Origin of the sequence: Burkholderia savannae, assembly GCF_001524445.2 — a bacterium.
GTDB classification, from domain to species: Bacteria; Pseudomonadota; Gammaproteobacteria; order Burkholderiales; family Burkholderiaceae; genus Burkholderia; species Burkholderia savannae.
The window spans coordinates 2,279,479-2,299,629 of the sequence record NZ_CP013418.1; the positions used below are offsets into that span (position 1 = coordinate 2,279,479).

At 64.1% G+C, this 20,151-nt stretch carries 16 protein-coding genes and 2 pseudogenes; 4 read left to right on the top strand and 14 right to left on the bottom strand.

Annotated elements, in window-relative coordinates:
• Positions 1–97: 97 nt before the first annotated feature.
• Positions 98–1,453: an MFS transporter gene (locus WS78_RS31140; protein ID WP_038747535.1), complete on the top strand. Its 1,356-nt coding sequence runs from the start codon at positions 98–100 to the stop codon at positions 1,451–1,453.
• Between the two features lie 49 nt (positions 1,454–1,502).
• Here the strand turns inward: WS78_RS31140 and WS78_RS31145 are convergent, their stop codons facing one another.
• The 5 genes and pseudogenes from WS78_RS31145 to merA form a co-directional block, all read right to left on the bottom strand.
• Positions 1,503–1,751, bottom strand: a complete 249-nt coding sequence (locus WS78_RS31145; RefSeq protein ID WP_059576888.1) for a hypothetical protein — start codon at positions 1,749–1,751, stop codon at positions 1,503–1,505.
• Positions 1,752–1,859: 108 nt separating this feature from the next.
• Positions 1,860–2,477 carry a LysE family translocator gene (locus tag WS78_RS31150; protein WP_038747538.1) on the bottom strand — a complete coding sequence of 206 codons (618 nt, stop codon included), beginning with the start codon at positions 2,475–2,477 and terminating at the stop codon, positions 1,860–1,862.
• Positions 2,478–2,792: 315 nt separating this feature from the next.
• Positions 2,793–3,206, bottom strand: coding sequence for an organomercurial lyase (merB, locus tag WS78_RS38420; RefSeq protein ID WP_394335890.1), 414 nt, complete (start codon positions 3,204–3,206; stop codon positions 2,793–2,795).
• Positions 3,207–3,297: 91 nt separating this feature from the next.
• Positions 3,298–3,471 (bottom strand): annotated as a pseudogene (locus tag WS78_RS38425) (organomercurial lyase MerB); the annotation flags it as partial.
• Positions 3,472–3,484: 13 nt separating this feature from the next.
• Positions 3,485–4,876 (bottom strand): annotated as a pseudogene (merA, locus tag WS78_RS31160) (mercury(II) reductase); the annotation flags it as partial.
• A gap of 669 nt (positions 4,877–5,545) precedes the next feature.
• On the opposite strand from merA, the gene merR reads away from it, so the two are divergent.
• Positions 5,546–5,956, top strand: a complete 411-nt coding sequence (gene merR, locus WS78_RS31170) for an Hg(II)-responsive transcriptional regulator (RefSeq protein ID WP_059576885.1) — start codon at positions 5,546–5,548, stop codon at positions 5,954–5,956.
• A 503-nt stretch (positions 5,957–6,459) separates the two neighbouring features.
• Here merR and WS78_RS31175 read toward each other — a convergent pair.
• Positions 6,460–6,864, bottom strand: a complete 405-nt coding sequence (locus WS78_RS31175) for a secondary thiamine-phosphate synthase enzyme YjbQ (RefSeq protein ID WP_059576883.1) — start codon at positions 6,862–6,864, stop codon at positions 6,460–6,462.
• 21 nt (positions 6,865–6,885) lie between these two features.
• Positions 6,886–7,212 carry a thioredoxin family protein gene (locus WS78_RS31180; protein ID WP_038747585.1) on the bottom strand — a complete coding sequence of 109 codons (327 nt, stop codon included), beginning with the start codon at positions 7,210–7,212 and terminating at the stop codon, positions 6,886–6,888.
• Between the two features lie 723 nt (positions 7,213–7,935).
• Between WS78_RS31180 and WS78_RS31185 the strand changes: the two genes are divergently transcribed.
• Positions 7,936–8,628: a hypothetical protein gene (locus WS78_RS31185; RefSeq protein ID WP_059576880.1), complete on the top strand. Its 693-nt coding sequence runs from the start codon at positions 7,936–7,938 to the stop codon at positions 8,626–8,628.
• A gap of 82 nt (positions 8,629–8,710) precedes the next feature.
• Here WS78_RS31185 and WS78_RS31190 read toward each other — a convergent pair whose 3' ends face one another.
• From WS78_RS31190 to WS78_RS36655, 4 genes are all read right to left on the bottom strand, one after another.
• Positions 8,711–9,340, bottom strand: coding sequence for a DUF2244 domain-containing protein (locus WS78_RS31190; protein WP_052145061.1), 630 nt, complete (start codon positions 9,338–9,340; stop codon positions 8,711–8,713).
• Positions 9,337–10,932, bottom strand: a complete 1,596-nt coding sequence (ctaD, locus tag WS78_RS31195; RefSeq protein WP_038747552.1) for a cytochrome c oxidase subunit I — start codon at positions 10,930–10,932, stop codon at positions 9,337–9,339. The genes WS78_RS31190 and ctaD overlap by 4 nt, the downstream gene beginning before the upstream one ends.
• A 1,352-nt stretch (positions 10,933–12,284) precedes the next feature.
• The gene (locus tag WS78_RS31205; RefSeq protein ID WP_226377265.1) at positions 12,285–13,661 is read right to left on the bottom strand and encodes a hypothetical protein; all 1,377 of its coding nucleotides are present in this window, start codon (positions 13,659–13,661) and stop codon (positions 12,285–12,287) included.
• A 310-nt stretch (positions 13,662–13,971) separates the two neighbouring features.
• Positions 13,972–14,328: a hypothetical protein gene (locus WS78_RS36655; protein WP_156437375.1), complete on the bottom strand. Its 357-nt coding sequence runs from the start codon at positions 14,326–14,328 to the stop codon at positions 13,972–13,974.
• Positions 14,329–15,173: 845 nt separating this feature from the next.
• Here WS78_RS36655 and WS78_RS31215 point away from each other — a divergent pair.
• Positions 15,174–17,198 carry a YadA family autotransporter adhesin gene (locus tag WS78_RS31215; RefSeq protein ID WP_059576878.1) on the top strand — a complete coding sequence of 675 codons (2,025 nt, stop codon included), beginning with the start codon at positions 15,174–15,176 and terminating at the stop codon, positions 17,196–17,198.
• A gap of 75 nt (positions 17,199–17,273) precedes the next feature.
• Here WS78_RS31215 and WS78_RS31220 read toward each other — a convergent pair whose 3' ends face one another.
• From WS78_RS31220 to WS78_RS36660, 3 genes are all read right to left on the bottom strand, one after another.
• Positions 17,274–18,758, bottom strand: a complete 1,485-nt coding sequence (locus WS78_RS31220) for a PhoPQ-activated pathogenicity-related family protein (RefSeq protein WP_059576875.1) — start codon at positions 18,756–18,758, stop codon at positions 17,274–17,276.
• A gap of 224 nt (positions 18,759–18,982) precedes the next feature.
• The gene (locus tag WS78_RS31225; protein ID WP_226377266.1) at positions 18,983–19,576 is read right to left on the bottom strand and encodes a YfaZ family outer membrane protein; all 594 of its coding nucleotides are present in this window, start codon (positions 19,574–19,576) and stop codon (positions 18,983–18,985) included.
• 10 nt (positions 19,577–19,586) lie between these two features.
• Complete coding sequence (locus WS78_RS36660; RefSeq protein WP_156437374.1) at positions 19,587–19,922, bottom strand: hypothetical protein; 336 nt, start codon at positions 19,920–19,922, stop codon at positions 19,587–19,589.
• Between the last annotated feature and the right edge of the window lie 229 nt (positions 19,923–20,151).

The window sequence follows — 20,151 nt, forward strand, 5'->3', positions numbered from 1 at the left end:
CGCGCCGAACGGCCGCCGCCCGTGCGCGACGACATGCGCCGGCATCGCATCGGCGCGGGACGCGAACGCGTCGATTACAAACCCAACGGAGACAGCAATGACCCACCTCGCGCGCCAGCTCGATGTGCAGCAGTTCATCGACGAACGGCGCTTTTCGCCCTATCAGTGGCTGATTCTGATCCTGTGCTTTTTGATCGTCGCGGCGGACGGCTTCGACACCGCCGCGATCGGCTTCGTCGCGCCCGCCCTCGGCCAGGAATGGCACGTGGCGAAGGCCGCGCTCGGCCCGGTGATGAGCGCGGCGCTCGTCGGCCTCGCGCTCGGCGCGCTCACGGCGGGGCCGCTCGCCGACCGGATCGGCCGCAAGCGCGTGCTGGTCGGCTCGGTCGTGCTGTTCGGACTCTTCAGCATCGGCTGCGCATTCACGCAATCGGTGACGGAGCTTGCGGTGCTGCGGCTGTTGACGGGGCTCGGACTCGGCGCCGCGATGCCGAACGCGACGACGCTGATGGCCGAGTACGCGCCGCACGCGAAACGCTCGTTCCTCGTCAACACGATGTTCTGCGGCTTCACGCTCGGCTCGTCGGCGGGCGGCCTCGTCGCCGCCGCGCTGATTCCGGATCACGGCTGGCGCAGCGTGTTCGTCGTCGGCGGCGTTGCGCCGCTCCTGCTCGGCGCGCTGCTGATCGCGCTGCCGGAGTCGATCCGCTTCATGGTGTTGCGCGGCGCGCCGCACGAGCGGATCGCCGCGGTGCTGCGCAGGATCGCGCCCGGCACGACGTTCGACGGCGTGCGCTTCGTGCTGCCCGACGAACGCGGCGAGCAGCGGCGTTCGGGGGCGGCCGTCGTGTTGTCGCCGCGCTATCGCGCGGGCACCGCGATGCTGTGGCTCACTTACTTCATGGGGCTGCTCGTCTACTACCTGTTGACGAGCTGGCTGCCGACGCTGATTCGCGACACCGGCTTCACCGTGCGCGACGCGGCGCTCGTCACCGCACTGTTTCCGCTCGGCGGCGGCATCGGCGCGATTGCGACCGGCTGGCTGATGGACCGCTTCGAGCCGCATCGCGTGATCGCGTTCACGTATGCGCTGACGGCGCTGTTCGTATGGATGATCGGATTGCAGGCCGGGCATCTCGCGCTGCTGGCGACCGTCGTGTTCGTCGCGGGCGTTTGCATGAACGGCGCGCAATCGTCGCTGCCGGCGCTCGCGGCGGCGTTCTATCCGACGAGCGGACGCGCGACGGGCGTAGCGTGGATGCTAGGCGTCGGGCGCTTCGGCGGGATTCTGGGAGCGTTTTCGGGAGGCTTGCTGCTGCAGGCGCAGCTCGGATTCGGCACGATTTTTTCGATGCTCGCCGTGCCGGCGCTGATCGCGGCGGGTGCGCTGATGGTCAAGCGCGCAGCGGCGCTGCGCGACGTAGAGCCGGACGCGCCGGCGCGTTCGGCATGATCGGCGCGAGCCGCTGCGAAGATCGACGGGGCGGCGTGTTCGCGCCCCGTCATTCCTCGGCGTCGTGGACCTTCGCGAAGTGGCGAAGGTACGCGCGCAATGCAGCTTCGCGGCTGCGGTGATCGGCGGGCGTCGATGCGCCCATCTCTTCCTCGTCGCCGAACAGCGCGGACGGCGCGCCGTAAGTGCCCACTTCGACGCGCTCGCGCAGCACGCGAATCAGGTGCACGCGATGGCGATACTCCGCGACCCAATGCAGGCCTTCGATCCGATCGCCTGCTTTCAGCAGTGGCTTCATCTGCGTTCTCCCGGCCGGGACGGGTTCGCGGGGCAGCGAACCGACGTCCGGAAGGAAAGCGTACGCTTTACCGGATCGGATCACAACGGGCGAGGCGTTTCAGTGGCTTCAGTGGCCGGCCACCTTGGCGAGCATCGGATAAAGCGACAGAACGAGCAGCGCGGCCATCGTGATGTTGAACGCGCGCAGCCAGCGCGGATTCGACAGGAAGCCGCGCAGCCCCTGACCGAACGCGGCCCAGATGCTGATGCTCGGCAGGCCGACGCAGACGAACACGAGCGCCATCCAGACGGCGTTGCGGCCGTAGTCCGCGGAGAGCTGGATCGTCGTCGCGGCGGTCAGCACCATCATCCATGCTTTCGGATTGACCCATTGGAACGCGATCGCCTCGACGAACGTCATCGGGCGCGACTTGCCGTGGTGAGCGCGCACTTCGCCTGACGTGCCGATGCGCCATGCGAGATACAGCAGGTAGACGATGCTGGCGGTTTCGAGGAGCGCATAGAGCACGGGGATTCGCTTGAACGCTTCGCCGAGGCCGAAGCCGACCGACAGCATCAGAATCGCGACGCCCACGCTGATGCCGAACATGTGCGGCAGCGTGCGGCGAAAGCCGAAGTTGACGCCGGACGCGAGCAGCATCGTGTTGTTCGGGCCGGGGGTGATCGAGGTGACGAGCGCGAACAGCATGCCGGCGGGCAGCGCACTGACGGTGAGGTAGTTCATGGTGGTGCTCTCTTCGTCCGGGACAAAGCAAGGATGACGAAGCGAGTTTAGTGGACGATGGCAGTACAGTACCGATACAGTTTGCGGAATGGTTGCCAGTACGGGGCGGGTCATTACAGGTGCGGACTATCCCATCCGATGATGATCGGATGGCATTGCCGCCTGAAGACGGGGTTTCCGCGGCGGACGCGAGCTTCGCCCTATTCCATTCACGTCGAACGAATCTGCGCGCCGACGCCGTCTCACGTCACGGTGCTCCCGCGGGCGACGCAAACAGAGCGGCAAGGCAGCCGTACGCACAGCCCGGCGCGCGACTCACGATCGTTCGAACGCCTCATGGCATCCGCCGCCGGGCTGCCGCCCTCGCACGGCTTGCAGCAAGTGTTGCGCGCACGCGTATCCCACGTTGAATGCCATGCGAGCATCGACGATGTCGACGCCCGGTTGCGTTGATGCCCACGCTCGTCCGATCTCGGCGGAGGCGAAGAAATGCACCTGGCAGCAGAACGCCGCTCGGATTGGGCCGCTGCCGCACGGCGACACGAGCGACACGGCCGCGCCGGCCGGCTCGACATTTAGCAAGCCACCCTGCTTCGCGGCGACGGTCAGTGTGACGGGCTCGCCGGTTGCGGCACAGCGCGAGACGACGTGCGCCGTTTGGCCGATCAACATCGGGAAAAAAAAACGCATCGAATGCGCACCACGTGTACAGGCGCCGGCCGCCGACATCGAGCGCGTGCGCTGTTTGTCGCAGCGTGAGCCCGTACCCGACTACGTTGCCGTCATCGTCCCATTCCATATCGACGGCGTGACCCAGCATCGCCGCGACGCGCTCGCGAGGCCATGCGAGCGCCGCGGCAAGCGCGGCGGGCGATACGGGACTTCCCTTCGCCAGCTCGCGCAAGAGCGCGACGAATAGCTGGCCGAAGCCTTCGGGCCGATCGGCCTGCGTCAAGCGATCGATAAGGTCAGTCGCATAGCGATCAATATTCACGATTGCCTCCCGGTCATCCGGCGCAGCACGAGAGTCGCGCCACGTCCTTGGCGAAGGCCTGGGCCGCGAGCTTCAGGGCCTCCACCATCGTCAGGTAGGGGAACAGCTGATCGGCCAGTTCCCGCACGGTCATCCGCGACCGGATGACGAGCGCCGCGGCCTGAATGAGTTCGCCCGCTTCGGGCGCGACCGCCTGCATGCCGAGCAGCCTGCCGGTACGGGCCTCGGCGACGAGCTTGATGAAGCCGCGCGTGTCGAAGTTGACCAACGCGCGCGGCACGTGCTCGAGCGAGAGCGTGCGGCTGTCGGTCGCGATGCCGGCTCGGCGAGCGCGCGCTTCGTCGTAGCCGACGGTCGCCACTTGCGGGTCCGTAAACGCGGCAGCCGGCAAGATGTCCAGATCGAGCGCCGCATCGCCTCCCGTCATGTTGATCGCCGCCCGTGTGCCGGCTGCCGCCGCGACATAGACAAAGCGCGGCTGGCTGGTGCAATCGCCGGCCGCGTAGATATGCGGGACACCAGTGCGCATGCGCTCGTCGACCACGACGGCTCCTTGTGCGTCGACGGCGATGCCGGCCGCTGCCGGCGCGAGTTCTTCGGTATTCGGCGTGCGGCCGGTTGCGATCAGCAACCGGTCGGCCCGCAGCTCGCCGTTTTCCGTGCCGAGCACGAATTCGCCGTTGGCATGGCCGACGCGATCGACATGCGTGTGCTCGCGCACGTCGATTCCTTCGGCGCGGAATGCATTCGTCAACGCTTGCCCGATCGCAGGATCTTCGCGAAAGAACAGCGTGTGGCGCGCGAGGATCGACACGCGACTGCCCAGCCGGGCGAAGGCTTGCGCAAGTTCGACGGCCGCCGTCGACGAGCCGATGACAGCGAGCCGCGCCGGAATGGCGTCGCTCGCGAGCGCATCCGTCGAGGTCCAGTATGGCGTGCCGGCCAGACCGGGAACGGCCGGAATCGCGGGGCGCGCGCCCGTTGCGATCAGACAGCGGTCGAACGGCACTTCGCGCTCGCCGCCTGCATTCAGCCTGACCGCCAGGCGGTTTCCATCGAGGAATCGGGCTTCGCCTTGCAGCACCGTGATATCCGGATGACCGTCGAGAATGGTCTCGTATTTTGCGCGCCGCAGTTCGTCGACGCGCGCCTGCTGCTGAGCCAGCAGCCGATCGCGCAGAATGGCCGGAGATCCTGGAAGGATGCCGCTGTCGAACGGGCTTTCGCGGCGCAACTGCGCGATATGTGCCGCGCGGATCAGGATTTTCGACGGCACGCAGCCCACGTTGACGCAAGTGCCGCCGATCGTGCCGCGCTCGACGAGCGTCACGCGAGCGCCGCGCTCGACGGCCTTCAGCGCCGCGGCCGTCGCGGCGGCGCCGCTGCCGATCACGGCCACGCGCAGCGCGTTTTTCATTGGGATCATGCGTACCCTCCTTCTTCTTGCGATCAGGGGCAAGGACGTTCGCGCCGCTTCAATCAGCCACGTCGGTCCGAAATCTCGAGGCTCCCAGTTTCGCGGCGTGCCGTCGGCGAGACGATGCGCCGAAGCGCGCGGGATCGATGACGCTCGGGCATGCCGCCCATGTTCCGTGAGGCGCGGGCAGCATGACGGCTTTCGTCGCGGACCGGGACGGAGTGTCGATGGGCGCGGCCGGGACCGACGATCCATCGAGGTTTTCTCATCGCCGGCACGTTTCGTCGCCTTTCGCCGCCTTTCGCGCGCGGCGATGCGCACACGTCGCTCGACTGGAGACCGGCGGGCCTGGGCCGCACGGAAGATCCATCGCGAAGCGAGGGACAACACATGCGGCGCCATGTCGACGAATAGCGGGCGATGCGACATCATCGCGGCCCATCGGTCGCGCCACGCGCCTGGAACGTTCAGCGCCGCGGATGCCGGCGGGCCGAGGCCACTCGTCGACGCGAGCAGGACCGCGATTGCGCCGGACGCCGGCGCCCCCGCGACTGCGACCGCGACTGCGACCGCGACCGAGGCATGCGACTACTCTTATTCGAATTGTCTTCCGATGGTGTAAGGTTAGTTCCGTACTTAAGTACGGAGTCAACGGGCATGGGGACTGAAACGGGGAATCTGACGATCGGCGCTTTCGCCGCGGCGGCGGATGTCAGCGTCGAAACGATCCGGTTCTACCAGCGCAAAGGGCTGCTGAATGAACCCGACAAGCCATACGGCCGCATTCGCCGCTATGGCGCGGCCGACGTCGCGCGGGTTCGGTTCGTGAAGTCGGCCCAGCGGCTCGGGTTCAGCCTGGACGAGGTGGCCGAACTGCTGAAGCTCGACGACGGCCCGTATTGCGCGGAAGCGAGCCGCCTGGCCGAGCGCAAGCTCGACGACATCCGGGCGAAAATCGCGGATCTCGCACGCATGGAGGCGGTCCTGGCGCAATTGGTGGGGGCCTGCCATGTGAACGAGGGCAACGTGTCGTGCCCGCTGATCGCGTCGTTGCAAGGGGCAATGTGACGTGAACTCGGGCCGATCGGGCCGGCCGCCGACCAGCGCCGCGGGCCTTGCCTGCGCGAACCGTGCGCCGAACTGAATTCATCGCGACTTCGCCGGTGAGATTGTCGACGCGGCGCGGCTGCCGACGCTGTCTGCGTGACAAGGCAAGCCGGCACTTTTATGTGTCGGTCCGCGCCGGGCGCGCCACTCACGGGTCGATCAGGGTTGGTTCGTCGCCCGTGAGCGGCGCCGAGATTTGGCCGTCATTCGGCGCGTGACCCCGACTTCACGGCGCTTGCCGCGCAAGAGCCGGCTGGGCTGTCGCCGCGAACCTGTTGAGGGCCGGCCCGGCGGAAAGCCGGCCTCGGCCTGAAGGTCGGCGTGTCCGGCCGCGTCTCGATGGCAAGCGGATGCCGATGCATCCCCGACATGCGCCCGGAGTCAGCAGGTTGCCGCACCCAACCGCGCGCGGCCGGCTTCGCGATGCGCGGCGGTGCTTCCGCGATGCCGCACGGCACGCACGTTCATTCGCCGATCAGATGCAGCACGATGTCGCGGCGATGCTCGAACAGATAGATGCCTTGCCACGTGCCGAGCACCATGCGCCCGTGCTCGACGGGAATCGACAGCTGCACCTGAGTCAGCGCCGCGCGTAGATGCGCGGGCATGTCGTCCGGGCCTTCGGTTGCGTGTTCGTAGCGCGAATCGTCCTCGGGGGCGAGTTCGGCGAAGTAGCGTTCCAGGTCGCGCTGCACCGACGGGTCCGCATTCTCCTGGATCAGCAGCGAAGCGGACGTGTGCCGGCAGAACACGGTGAGCAGGCCGGTGCGGATCGACTGCTGATCGACGAACGCGCGCGCCTGCGGCGTGAACTCGACGAGGCCGCGCCCGCGCGCCTCGACGGCGATGTGTTGAATCGACTGTTGCATGATGATTGGGTGCCGGTGGGCTCATTCCAGCGCGGCGAAGCCGTGGGATTCGATTTGCTCGGCGCTGACCGGGCGAACGACGCGCGCGACCTCCACGCCATCGCGCAGGAACACCAGCGTCGGCCAGAGCTTGATGCCGAACGAGCGGCCGAGCGGGCGGCCGGGGCCGTCTTCGATTTTCAGGTGGCGGACATCGGGGTGCGGCAAGAACGCATCGCGAATCGCGGGCTGTGCGCCCGTGCAGATGCCGCACCAGTTCGCACCGAACTCGATGACGGTGGCTCCGGCGAGCGAGTCGACTTCCGGGCGTGTGGGCGCGTCGGCGGTATAGGCTTGTGGAGGGTTCATCATGGCTCCATGTGCTTGATGAAAGCGTCACTGCGTCGTGGCCGTATTCGAGGCCGGTGCTTTTACTGTAGCGGAAACTGTAGCGGAAAAAGGGTGCGATGGCGTCGGGCAATTCGGCTTGCCGCCGCGAGCCGCGACGAATCGAATCCGTCCTGCAAGAGGCGAACTCTCCGAACAGTTGATCGACGGCGGCGCGCATCCGTTCAAAAGGCGGCTATTCCAGCGATGTAGTCGGCCAAGGACATCTTGTCCGGAGCGGCCCCGCGGAGCACGTCAGGTACGACTTGCGTCTTGTCGACCGACGCTGGAGAACCACGGCTCGCCACGCTATTGCGACAGCCTACGGCAGTCGTTGGTTCTCGGAAAAGGCGCACGCGGCGTCGATACGTTGCCGTTGAACCCGAGCTCGCCGTTTCGGCGGTTGCTTGCGGCCGTCGCATCGTACGGAAATCGCCGATACGGCGGCCGCTCCGCGCGATGCGACGGCGAACGTGGAGTACGAATCCGGCGTCGCGGCGCGTTGGCGCCGCGCGTGGCAAATCTAGCACGGCCATTGCGATTGCCCGGCCGCACGGGCGCCTCGTGGAGCGAGCGCAAAATACGGTCACGATCGAGATCGGCGCGGCGAGCGCTTTCTCGACCCAGGACCTAGAATTGGACGTAGCGCTCGCTTCCCGGCGCGAAACCGGTCGACTTTTCCTCCTTCTAGCGACTGCAGCGGCCATGAACATTCACAACGCGCGCGTCATTCGCCCGGCGCTGGGCGCACTTTGCGTCGCATCGCTTGCAACGCTCCACGCGTGCGGCGGCGAGGCATGTTTCGGTTTCGACGGGTGTTTCAACAATAACGGCGTGCAGACCGTCACGCTGTCCGGCACCGCCGCCACCGGCCGGGCGCTCGCGAGCGCGGCGGTCAACGTCGACTGCACGCAGGGCTCGGCCGCCACGCTGTCGGACGGCGGCGGCCACTACAGCATCACGTTCGATGCGACGCTTCCTTGCACTATCACCGTGACCTCCGGAGGCACGAGCCTGCACTCGCTCGCCTATGCCGGCGGGACGTTCAATACGACGCCCGAAACCGAGTTGCTGCTCGTCTACCTCGCTGCGCAGCTCGGCACGAATACGGCCCGCCTGATCGGGGATCTGCCGAACAACTCGCGCTTCCAGCAGGTGCTGGAGAATCAGACGGACGTGCTGGCCGCGCAAACGGCAGTCGTCGCGAATCTCCAGCAGCGCTATGAGGTTGCGTTCGCGACGCCGGCGTTCCTGACGACGCCGTTTTTCGTCGGACAAGCGGGCGTCGACGGTGATCTCGGCGCGCTCGCGGGTGCGGGCGCGATCGACCCCAACGGCATGCCCGATCCGGTCGCCGTGTCGCTGCTGCAACAGGCAGGCGCCGCGCACCCGCTTTGAGCGGCGTACGCGGCAGCGTTGCAGGTGAACACGGACTGATTCGATTGTCGAACTCGCCATTGCGAGCCGCGCGATCGTCGAATCAAGCCGGATCGCGCGGCGGCCGTTCAGGGCGCGCGGCGTCGACACGCGGCATGCGCCGCTTCATCTCTGCAAGCGCCAGATTCACCTCCCGCACGACGCACCGCCGTTGCGCGAGCGTGACGTGCTGTCCGACGGAGGCCGCCTCGCCTCTGTACCGAATCCGTATCCGGGGATCGCGTTCGTTGTCGAGCTCCACGGTCGCCCACAGCGGATTCGATTCGTAACGTCGAAGTTCGGCGCCGCAGCGTTGAATCACTTCGAGACGGTGCTCGGTCAGCGCGATGCAATCGTAATCGACCGCATGGCGCGCATACAGCAGGAAGCAGCCGCCGATCACGACGATCTCGGCGATCGCGCACGCGAACACCGCCCATGCGCCGGAGATCGCGAACGGCGTCGCGACCGCCAGCGTGAGCGCGGCCAGGAGCCCGATCGACAGCAAGGACTGGCGCGGCGATAGCGCGCAGTTGCGCCGCAGCATCCAGACGTGGCGGCGCTCGGCTTCGAGCGGCGTGCGTCGCGGATGCGCGAATGCGTCGGAGCACGGAGCAGGGCCGCGATCGGACCGATCGCGCCGCGCGCTCGCATCGCCGCGCGGATGCCGCCACGCCGATGAGCGGGTGGTCATTTCACCACGGGCGGCGTTTCGAACGAATGGTAGGGCGCCGGGCTCGGCAGCGTCCATTCGAGACCTTGCGCGCCGTCCCACGGCTTCGCGTCGGTGCAGCGGCGCGTCTTGCCCATGTACGTCGGCAGCGCGACCCAGAACAGGAAGTACACCTGCATCAGCCCGAACGCGAATGCGCCGATCGTCGCGATCTGGTTGAAGTCGGTGAATTGCGCGGGATAGTCCGCATAGCGGCGCGGCATGCCCGCGAGGCCGAGGAAGTGCATCGGGAAGAACGTCACGTTGAACGAGATCATCGATCCCCAGAAGTGAATCTTGCCGCGCCGCTCGTCGTAGAAGTAGCCGGTCCACTTCGGCACCCAGAAATACCAGCCCGCGTAGATGCTGAACAGCGACGCGGCGACCATCACGTAATGGAAGTGCGCGATGATGTAATAGGTGCCGTGCAGCGCGACGTTCAACGGCGCCATCGCGAGCGTGACGCCGGTCAGGCCGCCGATCAGGAATACGAAGATGAATCCGATCGAGAACAGCATCGGCGTTTCGAACGTCAGCGAGCCGCGCCACATCGTCGCGACCCAGTTGAACACCTTCACGCCCGTCGGCACCGCGATCGTCATCGTCGCATACATGAAGAACAATTGCCCGGCGACCGGCATGCCGGTCACGAACATGTGGTGCGCCCAGACCATGAACGACAGGATGCCGATCGATGCGGTCGCGTACACCATCGACGCATAGCCGAAGAGCGGCTTGCGCGCGAACGCGGGAATCACCTGCGAGATCATTCCGAAGCCGGGCAGGATCATCACGTAGACCTCGGGATGGCCGAAGTACCAGAAGATGTGCTGATACAGAACCGGATCGCCGCCGCCCGACGCATTGAAGAACGACGTGCCGAAATGCCGGTCGAACAGCACCATCGTCACCGCGCCCGCGAGCACCGGCATGATCGCGATCAGCAGGAACGACGTGATGATCCACGTCCACGCGAACATCGGCATCTTCATCAGCGTGAGGCCGGGCGCGCGCATGTTGACCACGGTCACGACGATGTTGATCGCCCCCATGATCGACGACGCGCCGGCGATGTGAATCGCGAAGATCGACAAGTCCATGCCCGGGCCCATCTGCGTGGAGAGCGGCGCGTACATCGTCCAGCCGGCGGCCGGCGCGCCGCCCGGCACGAAGAACGAGCCGATCAGGAGCGCGCTCGACACCGGCAGCAGCCAGAAGCTGAAATTGTTCATTCGCGCGAATGCCATGTCGGACGCGCCGATCTGCAGCGGGATCATCCAGTTCGCGAGGCCGACGAACGCGGGCATGATCGCGCCGAAGATCATGATGAATCCGTGCTCCGTCGTCAGCTGATTGAAGAATTCCGGCCGCATCAGCTGCAGGCCGGGTTCGAACAGCTCCGCGCGGATCATGAGCGCCATCACGCCGCCGATCATCAGGTTGATGACCGAAAACAGCAGATACAGCGTGCCGATGTCCTTGTGATTCGTCGCGAACAGCCAGCGGCGCCAGCCGGTCGGTATGTGATGCGCGGCGTCGTGGACGTCCGTCACGTTCGTGGAGATTTCGCTCATCGTGTCCTTGTCTCGTTCTCGAAAATCCGGCAGGCGAGGCCGTCGCGCCAACTGACGACGACATGCCGCGACCGCGATATCCGACGCGCTTGCCATGGGCAACTGAACATCGTGCCGCGCATGTCATCGGTCTGAACGATGCGTTGCGTCTTGTGAAGACGAAGCGAGTGGTGTTCGGCCAGCCGCCGGGCACGGCGGCGTGAACGAGATTTCACGCGACGCGTCATGGATCGCTTGGCCGTCGCTTGATTCGACGCGCAGCCGATGCCGGGCAAATCCTCTGTTTCGATCAGCCGAGGTTAATTCGCGCGGCTTTTCGTCTCAAGCAGCAGATGACGCGAAAAATCGTGAAGCAGATGACGGGTAGCGTTCGGGAGAAATGCCGCTCGGGAGCCGTCGACCCGGCGGCGAGTGGTTGTCGGCGACGAGTTTGATGCAAGGCGTGCGGTGAAGCACGCATGTGTCGCGTCGGTTCGCGGCGAATCGACCATTCGGCGCGTCGACGTGCGACTGGTGGGCGTTGCCGCCGCATGCGCCGCGTATCGGCGGATTGCATTTGGCGCGTGGCGCGACGTTCAATCGCGATTCGGACTTCGGTCGCTCTCACACCGGAAAAGGCGGGCGATTTCATTTCGCGCGCTCGACGCATCTGCAAAAAGCGGAAGGCCATGACCGCGTGCGGCCTGCGCGGTGCATGAAGGAAATGATTGTCGTGCCGACGGAAGGTAGCGGAGACGGATTATCCATACACCGAATGACCGCGATGCCATGCGAGATGTCGATATGGTGCGCAGAACGACTGGCGTGGCCGCATGACCGAAGAAAAAGCCCCGCGTCCCTTGCGGAGACGCGGGGAAAGCTAGAGACAACGAGTGTGCCGTGACCAGGTGGTGCACGGAGTTTTACTCTGCACGAAAATGAGAGACATGGAAATCGGACGAGTTCAATTTATTCGCCTTCCTATGCTTTATGGAGGGTTCGCGAAATCTCCAACTCGCACGATATGGCGACGCATGCGTGACGTCCCATGCATGACGGGAACGAATCGTGGAAAAAAAGCCCTCACGTCCAGCGGACGTGAGGGCAAACGGATGGAAACGGCCAAGGGCGAGCGCTTACCCTTGGCGCGGCCACCTCAACCCGAAGGTGGCCCGGAATTGATCTTGCGTGAATGAGAAGCGCCGATCAATCAGATCGGTCTGATTTTGCTCTTGCCATTCCGCTGCGATTGCGCGCTTGATCTTCTGTCGCCGCGAGAGCCGGCCCGATGCCGGCCATCGGCATGAGGCGTCGCGGCGCGCGGATGGTCGATCCTGCTGCGCCGACGGGATGCCGCCGTCGCGGCACGATTCTCAGTGCATGCGCGTCTCGTCAGATGTCGCAAATGCACCGGGGAACAGGTCGCTCGCGAATCGGCGAAGAAGGGTGAACCGCCTTGAATCCTCGTCCGAATCGACGTGATTCGACGCTTGCGGCAAGGCGATCGGATTGACGAACGCGGTCGGGCAATCACGATCACGTTCGCGCGCGTTGTCGTACGCGGTGCGCGCCGATCGCGCAAACTGCTCCGTGACGAGCATTTCCATTCCGGAGCTACCGAAGGCGATAGCTTGCGCATCCGTGGGCGGCGCATCGAATCCGCGCGGCCGGTTGCAGACAGCCGCGACGTGCTCGTCGGCCGATTCGAAGTGAGTGACGAGCGTCGATTCGGCTGGCTCGATGTTCGAGTCTGGCGTGGAGTCCGTCTTTGTCGATTGAGCGCCGGAAGACAACGCATCTGTGGGTGCGGGTGGCGGCGCGCTATCGTTTTGCCCATCCAGCTCGAATCGCGGCATATCGGCATGGGCCTCATCCGGCTCGTTCCATTGCGCCAGATCGAACGGCTCCGCTTGCAGCGTTGCATCGAATGAGGCGACGTATGGCGCAGCAGCAGTTTGCATCGACGTCGCAGGGAGTTCGCGGGCGAACAGGTTCGTCCACGCGATGTCCACTGCCTGCCGCGTCCATAGGCGCGGCGCCGATGGCGCGCGTTCGTATGCGATCGACGAGTACATCGAAGCAGTCAACATGTCGGCATAGAAAATCGGCGCATTCGTATCGATGGAGGCGTCACGCGATTCTGCGGGCGTGCTCGCCGGCGCCGTGGCGTCCCAGCGTGGTTTCACGATCACGATCGCATCGTGCGTTGCTTCGTCCATCGCTTGCGCGACCATATCCGCATAAAAGGAGGGCGGCGTGTCGACGGACTCGCTCAGTCGCGGCCTGCCTGCATCGGACGGCGTGCCGTCGAGTGTGCGCGCCTCGATACGTGCTTGTATCGGCGAGGGCGGCGCTGATATCGGCAGCCCGACGTGGCTCGACGCTTCGACGCCCAGCTGAAATGGAAAAGGGGAGAAGCTCGTATCGGGTAGAGGGCCGGGAGGAAGCGGGCCGCTCGGCAATGGCTCGTCGTCGCCGATGCTGGCAAGATGCATCGGCAATTCATCAAGGCGATCTGCCGGAGGCCGGGCTGGATCGATGCGGCGATGTATATGCGTCCGGTCGACATCGGACACGCTCGGCGTCTCCGCAGACTTGGCGTGGAATGCAGCCGTTTCTTCAGGTGCGGGATTCATTTTCTTGTCGACGCTGACGCTCGTCTGGACCGTATACGTGAGCGGTCCCGACATCGCAAGCATGAACGCGAACACGAAGCCGACAATCCAGATGTGCGTTTGACGTATCGACATGGATGCCGAAGTCCTCCGAGGTAATGGCGGGCCGTGGATCTATTGCGACGGCGAGCGTCGGCGCCGGGGCGACAAGCCAGGCAGAAACCCGCGGCGTCGCGCCGTGATGTGACGCATTCTTCCTTGACGAAATTGATGCGGCGAATCGTTTTAGGCCGAGCCGCGCATGCATCAGGACTCGATCGTCACGCGGATCGCGGTATGTCCGAAAAACCGCCGTGCCCGGAATCGCGTGGGTGCTTCGTTATCGAGTGAAGAGTGGGTGGGCGTCGGTTTGTTCGATGAAATTTCGCAGACGCACGCAGACGCTTCAATCAAGCTGCATTTGGGCAAGGAACTGCTCGCGATCGAAGGTCAATCTCAGCGAGCGGCTTTGAGCGCTCCACATCAGAAGTCGACCGGGTTCGCGAAGCCACTGCCCATTGCTCCGGAAAACCCAGGTGACGTAGCCTCCCGGATGCTCGACAGTCCGATGGGGCGGGCCGAGATGCCAACCTACATGCGTCATCGGCGTGCCGAGGGGCAGCAGGCGCTCCAATTCGTTGCGTGTCTTCCAAGCGAGAAGGTCGTCGCACTTCCGTGCCGTGATAAGAGCGTGCAGTCGCGCCGACAGGCGGTGAACAAGCGATTTCGATTTTGGGGAATTCGTCGAGATGGATGTATTCATGATGCAGGGCTCATGCCGGCCATTCGTGTTTCGTCGGTCAACGCCAACGGCCGTCTGTATTCGAGGTGTCGAACGGCCTCGCGCCGTCGGTGGATGAAAAGTGTCCCACGTCCTCCAGCGTAAGGCGATCGGACGGGTTCGAAAGGTGGTGTTCGTCGCGATGGGGAACGGGTATTTCTCGTCTGCAGGGAATCGATAAAAAGAAGAAGTGCGCGATTCGTGTTGCGTTGCGGATTCCGGATGAATAGTGGGGCCAATGAGGCTGATTTCACTGATCCAAAACCGAACTTGTCTTATGTCTTCGCCGAATTTCTGTCGTTATGATGCGATCGATCGGCTCTAACTCGTTTGATTGAAGAAGTCGGAATGTCGGCAGTACGTCATGTGTCGTGCGAATGAGGTTCCGATTTTTTCTGCGAGATGGACAGGCACTCGATCGAGAGGTGCGAGAAATTGCATTTAGTTTAGTTATGCAAATTGTATGGCCGCGTGACTTATCGAGGCGAGTCGCCTTACTCATGGTGGGAACCATTAAGCGCCAGTAGTGACGGGACGTTTCGCACGCGCCACGCTCGTTGCCGCCGGCGCCTGCATCACCCGATGCCCGTGATTTGCAAATGATGTGTCGCGCCGGATCGACTGCGGTGGAATGACGACGGGGTTTCGTGACGCCTCGGCACATGCGGATCGTTCGATTGCCCGATCAAGCAGTACGGGGAATTGGATAGATCGACTCTATGACTAATTCAGTAAAACTAAAGGATTGAATCGTGAGCTACAAGATTGATCGACGCGGAAATAGTACGGCGAGCCGACGAGGAAGGCGAAAGCCTTCGCGGTCCGTCATGACGCAGCATGCGGCGCTCGTCACGCTTCTTCTCGCTGCATGGTCCGCGCCGAGCGTCGCACAGACGTCGACCCATCCTGGATCGGGCGCGCAGAGTGTCGAGGTAGGGGCGGGGTCGAACGCATCGGGCTCGCAAAGCACCGCGCTGGGTAACAATGCGCAGGCGTCCGGCAGCCAAAGCGCGGCAACGGGGCAGGGCTCGAAGGCGACGGGCAGTAGTAGTACGGCGACGGGTCAAGGCTCGCACGCATCGGGTAGTAACAGCACGGCGACGGGTCAAGGCTCGCAAGCGACAGGTGACAACAGTACGGCAACGGGCCAGGACGCCACCGCGTCGGGCGAATCGAGCACGGCAACGGGTCAAGGTTCGCAAGCGACGGGTGACAACAGCACGGCGACGGGTCAGGACGCCATCGCGTCGGGCGAATCGAGCACGGCAACGGGCCAAGGTTCGCAAGCGACGGGTGACAACAGTACGGCAACGGGTCAGGACGCCAAGGCGTCGGGCGAATCGAGCACGGCGACCGGCCAAGGCTCGCAAGCGACGGGTGACAACAGTACGGCAGCGGGCCAGGATGCGACCGCGTCGGGCGAATCGAGCACGGCAACGGGTCAAGGTTCGCAAGCGACGGGTGACAACAGCACGGCGACGGGTCAGGACGCCATCGCGTCGGGCGAATCGAGCACGGCAACGGGCCAAGGTTCGCAAGCGACGGGTGATAACAGTACGGCAACGGGTCAGGACGCCAAGGCGTCGGGCGAATCGAGCACGGCGACGGGTCAAGGCTCGCAAGCGACGGGTGACAACAGTACGGCAGCGGGCCAGGATGCGACCGCGTCGGGCGAATCAAGCACGGCGACGGGTCAAGGCTCGCAAGCGACGGGCGACAACAGTACGGCAACGGGTCAGGACGCCACCGCGTCGGGTGAATCGAGCACGGCGACGGGTCAAGGCTCGCAAGCGACGGGCGACAGCAGTACGGCAACGGGTCAGGACGCCAAGGCGTCGGGCGAATCAAGCACGGCGACGGGTCAAGGCTCGCAAGCGACGGGTGACAACAGTACGGCAACGGGCCAGGACGCCACCGCGTCGGGTGAATCAAGCACGGCAACGGGTCAGGGCTCGCAAGCGACGGGTGGTAACAGTACGGCAACGGGTCAGGATGCCAAGGCGTCGGGCGAATCGAGCACGGCGACGGGGCAAGGCTCGCAAGCGACGGGTGACAACAGTACGGCAACGGGTCAGGACGCCACCGCATCGGGTGAATCAAGCACGGCGACGGGTCAAGGCTCGAAAGCGACGGGTGACAACAGCACGGCAACGGGCCAGGATGCCACCGCATCGGGCGAATCGAGCACGGCAACCGGCCAAGGTTCGCAAGCGACCGGCAGCAACAGCACCGCGAACGGCGCCAACGCAGCGGCGACCGGTCAGCAAAGCACCGCACTGGGTGCCGGCGCGCAGGCCATCGGCTCACAAGGCGTCGCGGCCGGCTGGAATGCAAATGCTTCGGGGGATCAAGGTGTCGCAATCGGCGGGAATGCTTCGGCGCAGGGCAATCAAAGCATCGCACTCGGAGCCAATGCATCGGCGACGGGTGAGCACAGTATGGCGTTAGGCGCCGGCTCGCAGGCGGCGGGCTCGAATTCGGTCGCGCTGGGGCAGGGGTCGATTGCGGACCGCGACAACTCGGTGTCGGTTGGTTCGGACGGCGGTGAGCGCAACATCACCAACGTGGCGAATGGATGGCACGACACCGATGCCGTCAATTTCCGGCAGCTGCGCGAAGTCGCCCGTTACGCGTACAGCGGCATCGCGGCTGCCACCGCGCTTGCAATGATTCCGGACGTCGACGCCGGCAAGACGTTTTCAATCGGCGTCGGGACGGGCGGCTATCTCGGATATCAGGCCGTTGCAGTCGGCGCGTCGGCTCGCATCGGACAGAATCTGAAGGTTCGGTTGGGGGCGGGCATCAGCGCGGCGTCGACGACGTGGGGCGCAGGCGCGTCGTACAGCTGGTAGCGCGCCAGGAAGCACCGGGCGAGCAGCGGCAGGCAGATGTCGATCGACTTCTGCTTGCGCCGCTCGGCTCCGAAATCATGAGTGTGTATCGCGACCGGGTAACGTTCGGCAGCCGTCGCCGATTTGCGGAGGAGCCGCGTCCGGGTAGCCGTCGCCGAGAATATACGTCTGGCTCGTCGCGATGAATCCGTCGTCGAATGTCGCTTCGACGAAGTAGGCGCGCCATCCGCTTGTCGGCCGAGCGAGAACCAACTGCTGCGATGGGGCGCTGGCCGTCGCGATGGGCGACGACGTATAGCGGATGCCGCACGCGTAACGAAAATCGCGCGCCTGTGGATTCGTCGCTTGCCACAGCAGCAACTGCCTGGGTCGTTCCGACGTGCGCAGCCGAAGTATCGTTTGACCGTTCATTTCGGTCTGCACCGCATCTACTTGCGGCAGGGGCTTGCCGTGCTGAATGCGTTTAACGAAGGGGATGAGCGAATCGCGCGTGGCACGGCGAATATCGGAGTGCGAAGAATTTGGCACCATGCGCAGTGCCTTCGTGCCGGGAAGCTTGTCGAAATAGAGACGCGAATTGTCCGGCACGAAAAAATCGTCGCCGCTTGCGTTGACGATGTACTTCGGAACGGTCAGGCGCGAGCCGTGCCGCGTGCCTAGATACGACAGCGGATCTTCGATCTGCATCAGCGATCCGAACGCCCGGCTGTCGAGAGTTTGGTCGATACCATCGGTGTAATACGGATAGAAAGCCAGCGGCCAATTCCCGCCGTATGACCGATACATGTTGTCGAGCGCTTCGCGCGTCGAGAGCAGATCGATCGCGAAGGGGGCGATCGCATCGATGCGTTTGTCGCCGATGAGCGCGAGCCAGGTGGTCCAAGCACATTTCGAAATGCCCGAGACGATGAAGCGACGAATGCCGAGCGCGGTCAGTTCGCGTTCCGCGAGCGACATCGCGCGCCAGACGGACGCCGCCATCGGCACGTGTAACGGCATGGCGGCGCGCGTATGCGGCGACTGCATGAAAAGAGTCCAGCTGTGCGCCACGCTATCGTCTTCCGCTCTCGGCTTGCCGTCGTCCGTGTAGGTCAAAAGCTGATTGGGCACATCGCTCACCGAAACGACTACCGCGCGCGTGTTCCTGGCGATATCCGTCAGCGTGTCCGGCAGGAAATCGTTTGGCGCGATGGGCTCTTTCCCGGCACCGGAATGCCGCGTACCGTTATTGGCGACCACGAGCGCGCGATGCGGCAGCGCGTCCTGAGGGATGTACAGCGTGACATCGTGCAGCCACGCGTCGGGTTGCACGAGCTGCTCCGGCGACCACGATTGCGAAACAAGCCGGTACGTTCGCTGTTCGACCCCGGGCAGTTGCACGATGCTCGTCATCGTATAGTTCAACGGCTGGCTTTCCACCGTTTGTCTGTAACACGCGAGCGTGTCGGTTAAATCGCGATGCGCGTCGGCTCGACACGGAACGGCCATCGACGCGGCCTCGGCGTGCGAATAGACGATCGACAATGTCGATAGGGAAATTGCAACGACAATCTTCTTCATGTCCGGTTCCTCCGAGTGGAAACGATGTGATTCCGATGGCGATCTTCGACGAAGCATAGAGCGCAGTTGGCGTCTTCAATCGGGAATGTCGACGACTGTTCGAGCCGCTCGCGTCTCTCTTTCCTACGCCGCACACGAGGCGACAAGACGAACAGCATGCCGCTTCCAGCGGGGACCGGCGTGCGGGATGCTTCGCATGCCTATCCGTTCGATGGGCGTGCCCATCAAAATGAAAACCCGGCCGCGATGTACGGGCCGTTCGTCAAACGGGTGTTCTGCGCGCCGTTGCGCCCCTTGAGTTCCTCGTAGCGCCATCCCGCCTCGAGATTGATCGGCTTGAACGCCCAGCGAACGCCTGCCGAGGCTTGTGTGTAGGCGCCGAGCCCTGCGTTGAAAGCCGAGCGAGGCGTGTAGAACGCTCGCCCGACGAGCGACAGCGACGGCGTGGTGCGAATGCGGGCGATGACGCCGACGGGAGTCGCCAACCCGCTTCGACCATCGGCGGATCGGACATAGAGGGCCTTGCCGGCGGCCGTCAGCGAAACGGCGCCCAGGGGAACCTCGAAACTCAGGCCCGGGCCGATTGAATAGGCGCCGCCGCTGCGCGTTGCGTCGAATAGAAAACCGAATCCTGGGCCTGTCGGCGTACGGGACAGGCCTTGATAGCCGTCTCCGATGGCGACGTTGTAGTCGCTTGCGCGAGCGTGAGACACGAACGCCGAGACGACGGCGATCGACGATGCGACAAGCATGATTTTCGAGAAAACGCGCGGCCGGCTCGATCGGATTGCAAAAATTAACGATTCAGTTTGATTCACGGAACTTAGGCTATTCCAAATATAAAAAAATCATTAAATGATGAATGGTGAATTTGACGCGGCCGGCGTCTTTTGAGCGGGATTCAATATTTTTCGGGTCCGCCGTGCGCGCGGTTTCATCCCGGAAGAATTGATCAAAGTTGCAGCGCCAGTGGTGCTTCCTGTTGCGAGAACGAACGGAGCGCAATCCGGGCTGAAGCTCTGTAACGAGGGGCGGCAGACGGGAGCCTCGTGGCGCGCGCGCTCGCAGCCGCAAGGACGATGGCGTCTCGTCCGCCCTCTGCTCCAGCACAGAGCGAATCGAATGGGACAAGTCAGGAAAAACGAAATCATTGATGACTTGCATGGCGTGTGGTGGTGAGCCAATTTCGACATCGAATGTTAAAAAAGTTCCATTCCGAGAATGGAAATTTCGCTATTTATCCCGTTTTGAGACTTGTCAGATACCGCATTGAGGAGGCGATCGCTAACATCGTCGGGGATTCTGTTGGGTCCCGATGAGATTCCGTCGTCATTCGACGTGCCATCTCATGGATTGAGCCGACGAGGTCGGCGTACTTTCATTACTTGAGCAG